The sequence below is a fragment of the uncultured Algibacter sp. genome (assembly GCF_905480415.1).
Classification (GTDB): Bacteria; Bacteroidota; Bacteroidia; order Flavobacteriales; family Flavobacteriaceae; genus Algibacter_B.
The window spans coordinates 1-11724 of record NZ_CAJQQI010000037.1 but is presented as its reverse complement, the minus strand read 5'-3'; the positions used below and the strand labels follow the sequence as shown (position 1 = coordinate 11724).

General features: G+C 32.7%; 10 protein-coding genes. 5 read left to right on the top strand and 5 right to left on the bottom strand.

What is annotated here, in order from left to right:
* Window positions 1-138: 138 nt before the first annotated feature.
* Window positions 139-1317 carry a molybdopterin molybdotransferase MoeA gene (locus QZ260_RS03325; protein WP_295982706.1) on the bottom strand — a complete coding sequence of 393 codons (1179 nt, stop codon included), beginning with the start codon at window positions 1315-1317 and terminating at the stop codon, window positions 139-141.
* 251 nt (window positions 1318-1568) lie between these two features.
* Here QZ260_RS03325 and QZ260_RS03320 point away from each other — a divergent pair, with 251 nt between their 5' ends.
* A complete protein-coding gene (locus QZ260_RS03320) occupies window positions 1569-3104 on the top strand; it encodes a YifB family Mg chelatase-like AAA ATPase (RefSeq protein ID WP_295982703.1) in 1536 nt (511 codons plus the stop codon).
* A gap of 11 nt (window positions 3105-3115) precedes the next feature.
* Entirely contained in the window at window positions 3116-3289 is a 174-nt protein-coding gene (locus tag QZ260_RS03315; protein WP_295982701.1) for a hypothetical protein, read from the top strand.
* A 129-nt stretch (window positions 3290-3418) separates the two neighbouring features.
* Here QZ260_RS03315 and deoD read toward each other — a convergent pair whose 3' ends face one another.
* The 4 genes from deoD to clpB all read right to left on the bottom strand — a co-directional run bounded on the left by deoD (window position 3419) and on the right by clpB (window position 8928).
* Window positions 3419-4117: a purine-nucleoside phosphorylase gene (gene deoD / locus QZ260_RS03310; protein ID WP_295982696.1), complete on the bottom strand. Its 699-nt coding sequence runs from the start codon at window positions 4115-4117 to the stop codon at window positions 3419-3421.
* 3 nt (window positions 4118-4120) lie between these two features.
* Complete coding sequence (gene deoC, locus QZ260_RS03305) at window positions 4121-4789, bottom strand: deoxyribose-phosphate aldolase (protein WP_295982693.1); 669 nt, start codon at window positions 4787-4789, stop codon at window positions 4121-4123.
* 403 nt (window positions 4790-5192) lie between these two features.
* Complete coding sequence (deoC, locus tag QZ260_RS03300) at window positions 5193-5891, bottom strand: deoxyribose-phosphate aldolase (protein WP_295982690.1); 699 nt, start codon at window positions 5889-5891, stop codon at window positions 5193-5195.
* 430 nt (window positions 5892-6321) lie between these two features.
* On the bottom strand, window positions 6322-8928 hold the full coding sequence (clpB, locus tag QZ260_RS03295) for an ATP-dependent chaperone ClpB (protein ID WP_295982688.1): 2607 nt from the start codon (window positions 8926-8928) through the stop codon (window positions 6322-6324).
* Between the two features lie 205 nt (window positions 8929-9133).
* Here clpB and ytxJ point away from each other — a divergent pair, with 205 nt between their 5' ends.
* From ytxJ to QZ260_RS03280, 3 genes are all read left to right on the top strand, one after another.
* Window positions 9134-9520: a bacillithiol system redox-active protein YtxJ gene (ytxJ, locus tag QZ260_RS03290; RefSeq protein WP_295982686.1), complete on the top strand. Its 387-nt coding sequence runs from the start codon at window positions 9134-9136 to the stop codon at window positions 9518-9520.
* Between the two features lie 82 nt (window positions 9521-9602).
* The gene (locus tag QZ260_RS03285; RefSeq protein ID WP_295982684.1) at window positions 9603-10424 is read left to right on the top strand and encodes a glycoside hydrolase family 16 protein; all 822 of its coding nucleotides are present in this window, start codon (window positions 9603-9605) and stop codon (window positions 10422-10424) included.
* A 58-nt stretch (window positions 10425-10482) separates the two neighbouring features.
* A partial coding sequence (locus tag QZ260_RS03280; RefSeq protein ID WP_295982681.1) for a transporter substrate-binding domain-containing protein occupies window positions 10483-11724 on the top strand: 1242 nt, incomplete at its 3' end.

Genomic DNA, 11724 nt, shown 5'->3' with positions numbered 1-11724 from the left:
TAAAGATTTTGCTGCTTTAGACAGGGAGCCCATTTCTTGAATAGCTTTTAATAAATGCACACGACCTTCGCCAAGAAGGACTTTGTCTTCAGATTCAATCCATATTCTACTTTTTATTTTATAGCCCATAATAATTGCTTAAAGAGGTAATTGTATCACTTCAATACTATCACCTTCTACAATTTTTGTAATTGTTTCAGGAGCGTAAACCAAAGCATTAGATAGTGCGAAAGTTTGCAACATAGAAGAGTTTTGTCCTTCTAAAATTTCAACTTCACCATTTTTATAGATAGCTTTTAGAAATTGAGGTCTATCGCCTTTCTTTTCAAAATTTGATTTTGATATGGCTTCAATTCGAGGTAACTCTAGAATATCACGATTCATCATTTTTTGCAATGCGATATACACATAAACATAAAAACAGGATAGGGCAGCAGCAGGGTTTCCTGGTAAAGCGAAAATTTGAGTATCACCCTTTTTTCCATAGAATAAGGGCTTTCCAGGTTTCTGTTTTACTTTATAAAAAAGTTCTTCTACTTCTAATTCTTTAAGTGCTTTTCCAACAAAATCGTAGTCTCCTACTGAAATACCACCTGTGATGAGAACCAGATCATTTTCTTTAATAACAGCATTTAGTTTTTCAACAGTTTTACTGTATACATCTTCAACTTTGTGCAACGTTACATCATAAAATTTCAAACCGTAAAGCGCGCTCAACAACATTTTTGAATTGCTTTCGTAAATCTTACCATAGCTTAACTTTTGTCCAGCTTCAATCAATTCATTACCGGTAGTAACAATGGCAATATTTGGTTTTTTAAAAACAGAAACTGTTTTGATTCCTAAAGAGATTAAATAGCCTATGGCTGCAGGTGTTAATTTGGTGCCTTTTTTCAAGGCAATATCTCCTGCTCTAACCTGTTCACCAAAAGGCCGAATGTTATGTTCAATTGAAATTTGATGTTCTATAGTGATAAAATTACCGTCCGATTTCACCTTTTCCTGCATCATTATAGAATTTGCAGAATCTGGCACAGGAGCACCTGTAAATATTCTAACAGCGTCTCCTATTTTTAAATCAGGTTGATGACCATCTCCAGCTTTTATTTCTCCAATTAATGTATAAGTTAAGCCATCATGTAAATTCAAAGCATAACCATCCATAGCAGATTGTCTGAAAGGCGGCATGTTTATAGGGGAGTATATATCTTCAAATAATACATAGCCACCAGCTTTTTCAACTGATTTGGTAGTTTTTTTTAAAAGAGGATTAACGTTTAATTTTATTGAAGTAATAGCTTCTTTTATACTAATCATTTACTAATCGTTATGTCCTAGCAAATATAACGAATTTGTTTTAAATTGGTTGAAATTATTGGAAAGTATTGTGTAGTGAAAAATTAAGTGAATTACTCAAATAATTATACAACCCGAATTTTATTTCGGGTTGATTAGATTTTGTTTTCATTATGCTATGGTTTTATGATATCCAGTTAAAATTTAATTGATAACATTTCATTTATATAATTTCAAATACATTTCTTACATTTAAGCAGTAAACAAAAATTATGCTTAAAAAAGTTTTTGCTAGCGCTGTATTCGGTGTTGAGGCTTCAACCGTTATCGTCGAAGTCAATGTAGATAAAGGAGTAGGCTATCACTTAGTGGGTTTACCTGATAATGCTATTAAAGAGAGTAATTTTAGAATTGCGGCTGCGCTTCAGAATAATGGCTACAGAATTCCTGGAAAAAAGATTATTATTAATATGTCGCCCGCAGATTTGCGTAAAGAAGGTTCTGCGTATGATTTGACTTTAGCGTTAGGTATTTTAGCATCGACAGATCAAATTAAAGCCGAAGATTTAGATAAATATCTAATAATGGGAGAACTTTCATTAGATGGAAGTTTACAACCTATAAAAGGCGCTTTACCAATTGCTGTAAAAGCTAGAGAAGAAGGGTTTAAAGGATTTATTCTTCCATCCCAAAATGCAAAAGAAGCAGCCATAGTTGACAATCTTGAAGTTTATGGTGTAGATAATATTGAGCAAGTCATTAATTATTTTGATAAGGGAGAGCCTTTAGAACAAACTATAATTGATACACGTGAAGAATTTGAGAAAAATCTGGACTTTCCTGAATTTGATTTCTCTGATGTAAAAGGGCAAGAAGGCATAAAGCGTTGTATGGAGATTGCAGCGGCTGGTGGTCATAATATAATTTTAATAGGACCTCCGGGAGCTGGTAAGACTATGCTCGCAAAGCGTTTACCCAGTATTTTACCACCTATGACATTACATGAAGCTTTGGAAACGACTAAGATACATTCTGTAGTTGGTCGTGTAAAAGACACAGGATTAATGGCGCAACGTCCGTTTAGAAGCCCACACCACACAATTTCAAATGTTGCGCTGGTCGGAGGTGGAAGTTATCCGCAACCTGGAGAAATTTCTATGTCTCACAATGGGGTTTTATTTTTAGATGAATTGCCCGAATTTAAGCGTGAAGTTTTAGAGGTTATGCGACAACCATTAGAAGACAGGGAAGTCACAATTTCTAGAGCCAAGTTTACGGTAACTTATCCATCGTCGTTTATGTTAGTGGCGAGTATGAACCCGAGTCCAAGCGGTTATTTTAATGATCCCGATTCCCCAATAACATCTAGTCCTGCTGAAATGCAACGGTATTTAAGTAAAGTTTCTGGTCCGTTGTTAGATCGTATTGATATTCATATTGAAGTTACGCCTGTACCTTTTGAAAAACTATCGGATGATAGAAAAGGGGAGTCCTCTGTAGAAATTAGAAAACGCGTTACAAAAGCCAGAAAAATTCAAACCAAACGATTTGAAGATTCTGATAAAGTGCATTATAATGCGCAAATGAATGTGAAACAAATTAGAAAGTATTGTGTTTTAGATGAAGATTCAAAGCAGCTTTTAAAAACCGCCATGGAGCGTTTAAATTTATCAGCTCGTGCTTATGATAGGATTTTGAAAGTATCTAGAACTATTGCCGATTTAGAGGGAGTTAGCGACGTAAATGGCTCACATATTAGTGAAGCGATTCAATATAGAAGTTTAGATAGAGAAGGGTGGTTAGGTTAAAATGAAAAATTATGAAAAAGATAATATTAGTAGTTATTGCATTCATAAAAATAGGTTGTAATAAAATAACTGAAGAAACAGAAAAAGGTCTAAGTGAATTAGTAGAAATTTCAAAAACCCCAGTTCTTAACCTTAATCAAACCAATAAACTGGCTCAATTACCATTTAATTGTATCAATATTTAATACCCAAACAAGTTGTCAAACCCAAAGGTAATGATTCAGTTTTATAAAATTTAGATTTGAAATTTGAAATTAACGCATTAGAATTACTTTCAAAAATTGATCTAGAAAATATATGTGTATCCCTATAACTTAAGCTAATTTTAAAGCGATTTCGATCATATCTTTAAATGTGGTTTCACGTTCTTTACTAGTTGTTCGTTCTCCTGTTACCAGAGAATCAGCAATTGTTAAAATTGATAAAGCATTAACATTGTGTTTTGCAGCAACGGTATATAAACCCGCAGTTTCCATTTCTACACAAAGTACGCCAAACTTCGACCATTTTTTATAAGACTCGAAATCGTCAGCATAAAACTCATCCGAAGTAAAAATATTACCCGCTTTTATAGGAATATTGTTTGCTTTAGCGGCTTCTACCGCTTTTTGAAATAACTCAAAATTAGCAGTAGGTGCATAATCTGCACCGCCAAAACGGAGCTCGTTTAGTCCAGAATTTGAAGATGCTGCCATAGCCAAAACGATATCTCTAATTTTCACTTCCTTTTGATAAGAACCTGCACTTCCAACACGAATTAAATTTTTAACGCCATACTCTGTAATGAGTTCGTGAGCATAAATTGATATAGAAGGCACACCCATACCAGTTCCCATGACAGAAACTAATTTTCCTTGGTAACTACCTGTAAACCCAAACATGCCTCTAACCTTGTTAAAGCAAACAGGGTCTTCTAAAAACGTTTCAGCAATCCATTTAGCTCTTAACGGGTCTCCTGGTAATAGAATAGTTTTAGCAATTTCCCCTTTTTTAGCTTCAATATGTACACTCATTTTTTAATAATTTGAATTTGATGATTTATCATTAGTAAGTATTGCAATTCCAGACGATGTGCCTAAACGTTCAACACCAATATTAATATATTCCAAAGCGGTTTTAGCATCTTTAATACCTCCAGAAGCTTTTATTTTAGCATTATTTTTTGCTACACTTTTCATAAGCTTTACATCATGAATCGTAGCGCCTCCAGTTCCAAAACCTGTTGAAGTTTTTATAAAATCTGCGGCACTTTGAATAGCAAGTTCACTCGCTTTAATAATTTCATCTTCTTCAAGATAGCAAGTTTCCAAAATCACTTTTAGAGTATTATCAGGCATTATTTTTTTAACGGATTCAATATCGTTCCAAACGGCATCAAAATCTTTACTTTTTAGTAAACCTATATTAATAACCATATCAATCTCATCGGCACCATTAACTAATGCTGATTTAGCTTCTTCAACTTTGGCTTGAGTGCTCATGGCTCCAAGTGGAAACCCAATGACGCTGCACACTTTTATCTTACTATTTTCTAATTCTGACTTCGCCAGTGCCACATAGCAACTATTAATACAAACGGAAAAAAACTTATATTCTTTAGCTTCTTTACAAAGTTTTACTATGTCGCTTTTTGTAGCCGTCGGCTTAAGTAGTGTGTGGTCTATATAGGTGTTTAAAGGTTTCATAATCATGTTAAAATTAAGATTATTTTTAAATAAAAACGATTATTTGACAATAATTTATAAAATGCTAAGATGTACATAAAAACGACTTTGAAACTATGATTTAAGTCAGTTTTTTATTATTTGTGGAATACTAGATTCGCTATAAATAATAGTTTAAATGTTCGCAACGGTTGGTAAGTAATATATTAAACCCAATTCTATTTCAGCTTTTAGTAAATGGTAAGCTAGATTAAAGGCTATTGCTTTAGTTTCAGGTGAATTAGTCAATATTCAAACTATTGTCACAGATATTGAAATCAATCCATATTTAGCTGAAATGCTATTTTGAATTAAGTTTTAATTAAGAAAAACAATATTTCTAATTCTTAATTTTTTTCAGTGATATGTCTTTTTTGATTAAACCCTAGTGTAAGATAGTTTCGGTATACGCTTTGTAAACTTTGGTGTTTCTAATTTGTCTCTTGTTGTTTTTATTTTTTATTAACTTCGATGTACCTATTCTGTCAGCACGCACATCGATATACTTTAGCGCCGTGTCAAAATCTACAATACCACCAGATGCTTGTATTCTAGCTTTATCTCTTACTGTTTTTTTGATGATTTTTACAGCAGCTAATGTTGCACCACTTTTTGAGAAACCCGTGGATGTTTTAATGAAATCAGCTTTAGCATCCAAGCATATTTCAGAAACTTTTATAATTTCATTTTTGTTTAACTCAGAAATTTCAATAGTAACTTTTAAAGGTATTTTTCCTATGGCTAATTTCACATCGCTGATATCTTTTAAAACAGACACAAAGTTTCTGCTTTTTAAATATCCAAGGTTGATAACCATGTCAATTTCATCAGCCCCATTTTTAATACCATTTTCAGCTTCAAAGACTTTAGATAGTGTAGACATACTACCCATCGGAAATCCAACAACAGTGACTACTTTAACATCGGATCCTTTTAGTAATTGTTTCGCTAATGATACATAGCAACTACTTATACAAACACTATAAAAGCCATTTACTTTAGCTTCATTGCATAATTCAATAATTTCATGTTCAGTTGTAGAAGGTTTTAATAATGTATAATCTATAAAATTGGAGATATCCATTGATATAAGTAGGATTTATAAGTTAAAAATTAAATCGTTAGGGAACGAAAAATTTAGATTTCGTTTAATTTAATGTATTGTTTGGGGCAAACATCCTAGCGAAAATATTAATTTATATGAATTAATCAATATAAACATGCCAGTTTTAGATTAACGGTAAATCATTTTATGTAATAACTAGATAAACGGTAAAAAAGTGTGTTCGATTGATAAATTTAAAACCATATTTGTTTTTAGTTGGTTAAACATATCATCACTATGTTATTTAGTTTTAAAATGAAATATGCTTTTAACCTGCGAATAGCTTAATTTTAATAACAAAGGAAAAGCAACAATCATCTCATTATAAGATTCATGTTGCTTTTCAACTAACCAACCAATTAATAGACTATTTATAAAACAATTTGTTACAAATAAGGTCTAATAAATTTTAATATTCTTCTTTAACTAGGTCACTTTCATTTCTAAAAACCAACTCATCATCAAAGGCATCTAGTAAAATAATGCTATCTGTAGTTACTTTTCCAGCTAGTATTTCTTTACTCAACGTATTTAAAACTTCTTTCTGAATAACTCTTTTTACTGGTCTAGCACCATATTCAGGATTAAAGCCTTTCTCAGCTAAATACTTTATAGCTTCTGGTGTGGCATCAAAAGTAATACCCTGTTCTGCTATCATTTTTGTGATACTTTTAATTTGTAAGCCAACTATTTCAACAATATTTTCCTTGCTTAATGGGGTAAACATAACCGTATCGTCAATTCTGTTTAAGAACTCAGGGCGCACTGTTTGCTTTAAAAGAGCTAATACATCAACTTTTGCAGCTTCAATAGCAGAATCTATGTCTTTAGTTGCCTCAAAACGTTCATGTATAAGCGTACTTCCAATATTGGAGGTCATGATGATAATCGTGTTTTTAAAATCAGCCACACGGCCTTTATTATCTGTTAAATGGCCCTCGTCTAACACTTGCAATAAGATATTAAATGTATCTGGGTGTGCTTTCTCAATTTCATCTAACAGCACTACAGAATATGGTTTACGTCTTACGGCTTCTGTAAGTTGTCCACCTTCTTCATAACCTATATATCCTGGAGGCGCACCTACTAATCTACTTACGGCATGGCGTTCTTGATATTCACTCATATCAATTCTGGTCATGGCATTTTCGTCGTCAAATAAGTATTCAGCTAATGCTTTTGCAAGTTCTGTTTTACCAACACCAGTAGTTCCTAAAAACAAGAAGGTTCCTATCGGTTTTTTTGGATTTTGTAAACCCGAACGACTTCTTCTAACAGCATCACTAACAGCTTCGATAGCTTCGTCTTGCCCAACTACACGTTTATGTAATTCATCCTCTAATTTTAAAAGCTTTTCGCGTTCGCTTTGTATCATTTTGGTAACAGGAATTCCTGTCCATTTTGCTACAACTTCAGCAATATCATCATAAGTCACCTCTTCTTTTATTAAAGACGTTTCAGATTGTTCATCTAGTTTCTTTTGATAGATTTCTAGTTGTTCTTGGGCTTCTTTAATTTTTCCATAGCGCAACTCTGCTACTTTACCATAATCACCTTCTCGTTCTGCTTTTTCAGCTTCTAATTTAAAGTTTTCAATATCCTGTTTTGTATTTTGAATATTGTCTACAACCTCTTTTTCAGACTTCCATTTAGCATTTAGCGCATTTCTGGTTTCTTTAATATTAGCTAAATCTTCACGAAGTGATTTTAATTTTGTTTCATCTTTCTCACGTTTAATAGCTTCAATTTCTATTTCCAACTGCATGATTTTTCTATCCAAAACATCCAATTCTTCGGGTTTAGAATTGATTTCCATACGCAATTTCGCAGCGGCTTCATCCATTAAATCAATAGCCTTATCTGGTAAAAATCGATTTGTAATATATCGTGTTGAAAGTTCTACCGCACCAATAATAGATTCGTCTTTTATACGTACTTTATGGTGCGTTTCATACTTTTCTTTAATACCTCTAAGAATTGAAATAGCACTTTCTGTATCAGGCTCATTCACCATTACTTTTTGAAAACGACGCTCTAAAGCTTTGTCTTTTTCAAAGTATTTTTGATATTCATCTAAAGTCGTTGCTCCAATAGCACGCAGTTCCCCACGAGCCAAGGCTGGTTTTAAAATATTGGCTGCATCCATAGCACCTTGTCCGCCACCAGCACCAACAAGCGTGTGTATTTCATCAATAAATAACACGATATCACCATCACTAGTGGTAACTTCTTTTATAACGGCTTTTAAACGCTCTTCAAATTCACCTTTGTACTTCGCACCAGCAATAAGTGATCCCATGTCTAGAGCAAAAATTTGCTTATTCTTTAAATTTTCGGGAATATCACCATCAATAATTCTATGCGCTAAACCTTCTGCAATAGCGGTTTTTCCAGTTCCTGGTTCACCCACTAGAATGGGATTATTTTTAGTTCTTCGCGATAAAATTTGAAGTATTCTGCGTATTTCTTCATCACGTCCAATAACGGGGTCTAGTTTACCATCCTTGGCTAGTTGATTTAAGTTTTTAGCATATTTATTAAGCGCATTGTAAGTTTCCTCTTGACTTTGAGAGGTTACGTTTTCACCTTTACGTAATTCCTGTATCGTGATATTTAATGTCTTTTCGGTAATGCCTTGGTCTTTTAGCATTTGCGCTATTTTGCTTTTCGATTTAAAAACAGCCAGAATCAAATGTTCAATAGATACAAAATCATCTTTCATGTTTTTAGCAATGATAGACGCTTCGTTTAGTGTTTTTCCAGCTTCGCGAGATAACATAAGTTCGCCACCAGTAACTTTAGAAAAGCTTTCTAATTGTTTATCTAAAGCTTGTTGAAGCATATTAATATTTACATTCAGTTTTTTCAAAAGGAATGGCAATACGTTTTCATCAACTTCTAAGATGCCTTTAAAAAGGTGTTCATTCTCTATTTGTTGATGTCCGAAACCCTGAGCAATCTGCTGAGCTTGCTGTATAGCTTCTTGCGATTTTGTTGTATAATTATTTAAGTTCATATTGTTTTATTCTTTTACTTTACAACTGGATAAAGTCAAAAATCTTACCAACCTGTTTTTGACGACAGAATGTCTGTTTAAGCCTTGTTTTTAATGACTTTTTGTCGGTTTGTAAGGTTAAGAGAAAGCCTCGACTTATTAAAAGAATTAATGAAAAGAATAACTTTCCTCGATACTAAGGAATGAAAAAAATTGAATATTGATTATGGGATTAATAAATAAATTGTTTGGTGGTTCATCTGAACCAAAAGAAGAAAAAGTGTTACCTTGGATTACTTTGAGTGAATTAGAGCAACTTGACACTATAACCGAGAAATCCAGTACAAAAACTCAAGTGATTTTTAAACATTCCACAAGATGCGGTATCAGTAGAATGGTAATGAATCAATTTGTTAGTGCTTATAATTTAACCGAAAATGATTTAGACTTATACTATTTAGATTTGTTGAGTTATCGAGATGTTTCCAATGAAGTAGGCTATAAGTTTCAAGTCATCCATCAATCACCACAGCTTTTGGTTATTAAAAATGGGGTAGTGGTAGCTCATGATTCTCACGGCGCTATTAATGAGATTGATTTGAGTCGATTTTAGAAAAGGCTTTCCTAGTCATTTTATTTTTTTAAATATTAAGTATACTGTATATTTAGAATATTATTTTCTTAATAATCTAAATATGCGCCAACAAATTTTACTAATATTATTACTATTTATTTCCTTTTCAACAACACATTGTGCTAAGTCAAATGCAACATTTGATACATTAGTTTGGTCAGATGAATTCGATGACAACGGCCCCATAAATTCAGAGAAATGGTTTCATCAAACGCAATTGCCTGCTGGTGGAGATTGGTATGGTGGCTTAATAAATCATTACACTAATCGAATAGAAAATTCATATGTAAAAGATGGTTTTTTAAATATTGTTGCTAAAAAAGAAATATTTAATGATCAAGGAGAAATTAAAGAATATACATCGGCCAGATTAAATTCAAAATTCGCATTTACTTATGGTCGGGTAGAAGTAAAGGCAAAATTACCTTTTGGGATTGGCACTTGGCCAGCTATTTGGATGCTAAATAAAAACATAGATGAACCTGGTGCTTATTGGCAAAAACAAGGCTTTGGTACTACGTATTGGCCCGTTTGTGGCGAAGTTGACATTTTAGAGCATTGGGGAAAAAACCAAAATCATATTCAAAGTGCAGTCCATACTGCAGCTAGTGCTGGAGATGATGTTGGGAATCTTGGAGGTAAAGTTTTAGAAAATGTTTCAAACCAATTTCATATCTATGGAGTTGAATGGTATGAAGATAAATTGGTGTTTAGTGTTGATGGATTAGTGTATTATACCTACGCGCCTGCGACTAAAGATTCAAGTACATGGCCATTTATTTCAGATCAATATTTATTACTTAATATAGCTATTGAATCAGATATAGACGCTTCTTTTGAAGAAAGTGCTATGGTGGTTGATTATATAAGAGTTTATCAATAAATTTTTAATGAAAAATAGAATTGGTTTAAATATAATCAGAAGGTTAATTTACCTTGTTTTGTTTCTTTTTTTCGGTTGTGAAAAAGATTCAATAAACAAAAGTGAAATAACAGAATTTAACAACAAATGGGATTTAGAGCAAATTAAAGCATCTGGGACTTTAAGAGCTCTAACGGTATATAGTGGAACATCTTATTTTCTATATAAAGGACGCCCAATGGGCTATGAATTTGAATTACTAGAACGATTTGCCGAGTATCTAGATGTCGATTTAGAAATGATAGTTGTAAATAATATAAATGAGCTTTTTGAAAAATTGAATAATGGAGAAGGCGATATTATAGCTCATGGATTAACGATTACCACCGATAGAAAAGAGGAAGTTTCTTTTTCTAATCATTTGTATTTGACAAAACAGGTTTTGGTACAAAAAAAGCCTGATAATTGGCGAGGTATGTCTTGGACAAATTTAAAAAAGGCATTAGTGCATGACACCATAGATTTATTAGGAGATACCATTTCTATTAGAAGTATGACGTCTTATAAAGAAAGAATATATAATTTATCTGATGAGTTAGGGGGGACAATACATATAAACTTATTGTCCGGAGAGCTGGCGACCGATGAAATAATTGAAAAAGTTGTTAATGGCGACATTAAATATACCATTGCGGATAATAACATTGCTAGTATTATGGCAACCTATTATCCGATTTTAGATGTAAAGGTTCCTGTTAGTTTCTCTCAACGTATAGCTTGGGCAACAAGGCATGACTCTCAAAATTTATTAAACGCTACAAACAATTGGTTAAAACAAATAAAAAGAAAAATAGACTTTAATGTTATTTATAATAAGTATTTCAAAAACAAGAAATACTTCAGAAGACGAATAAAAAGTAATTTTTATAGTTTAAACAATCAGCAAATAAGTCCTTACGATGGTCTAATAAAAAAACACTCAAAAGTATTAAATTGGGATTGGAGGCTGGTGGCTTCTCAAGTTTATCAAGAGTCAAAGTTTGATCCAAGAGTAAGTTCTTGGGCAAAAGCATCTGGGTTAATGCAATTAATGCCAAATACAGCTAAAGAACTTGGCGTAACGAATAGGTCAGATCCAGAACAAAGTATAAAAGGAGGGACCAAATATTTGAAACGAATATGGAAGAATTTTGAACATATTCCGGATTCTATTCAACGAACCAAATTTGCAATGGCATCATATAATTGTGGTATGGGTCATGTTTTTGACGCACAAAGATTAGCAGAAATTGAAGGTTTAAAAAAAGATGTTTGGGATGAT

What these genes read in the sequence shown, in the direction of transcription:
- QZ260_RS03325 (WP_295982706.1), bottom strand. Translation starts at nt 1,317, where the DNA reads ATGATTAGTATAAAAGAAGCTATTACTTCAATAAAATTAAACGTTAAT.
- QZ260_RS03320 (WP_295982703.1), top strand. Translation starts at nt 1,569, where the DNA reads ATGCTTAAAAAAGTTTTTGCTAGCGCTGTATTCGGTGTTGAGGCTTCA.
- QZ260_RS03315 (WP_295982701.1), top strand. Translation starts at nt 3,116, where the DNA reads ATGAAAAAGATAATATTAGTAGTTATTGCATTCATAAAAATAGGTTGT.
- deoD (WP_295982696.1), bottom strand. Translation starts at nt 4,117, where the DNA reads ATGAGTGTACATATTGAAGCTAAAAAAGGGGAAATTGCTAAAACTATT.
- deoC (WP_295982693.1), bottom strand. Translation starts at nt 4,789, where the DNA reads ATGAAACCTTTAAACACCTATATAGACCACACACTACTTAAGCCGACG.
- deoC (WP_295982690.1), bottom strand. Translation starts at nt 5,891, where the DNA reads ATGGATATCTCCAATTTTATAGATTATACATTATTAAAACCTTCTACA.
- clpB (WP_295982688.1), bottom strand. Translation starts at nt 8,928, where the DNA reads ATGAACTTAAATAATTATACAACAAAATCGCAAGAAGCTATACAGCAA.
- ytxJ (WP_295982686.1), top strand. Translation starts at nt 9,134, where the DNA reads ATGGGATTAATAAATAAATTGTTTGGTGGTTCATCTGAACCAAAAGAA.
- QZ260_RS03285 (WP_295982684.1), top strand. Translation starts at nt 9,603, where the DNA reads ATGCGCCAACAAATTTTACTAATATTATTACTATTTATTTCCTTTTCA.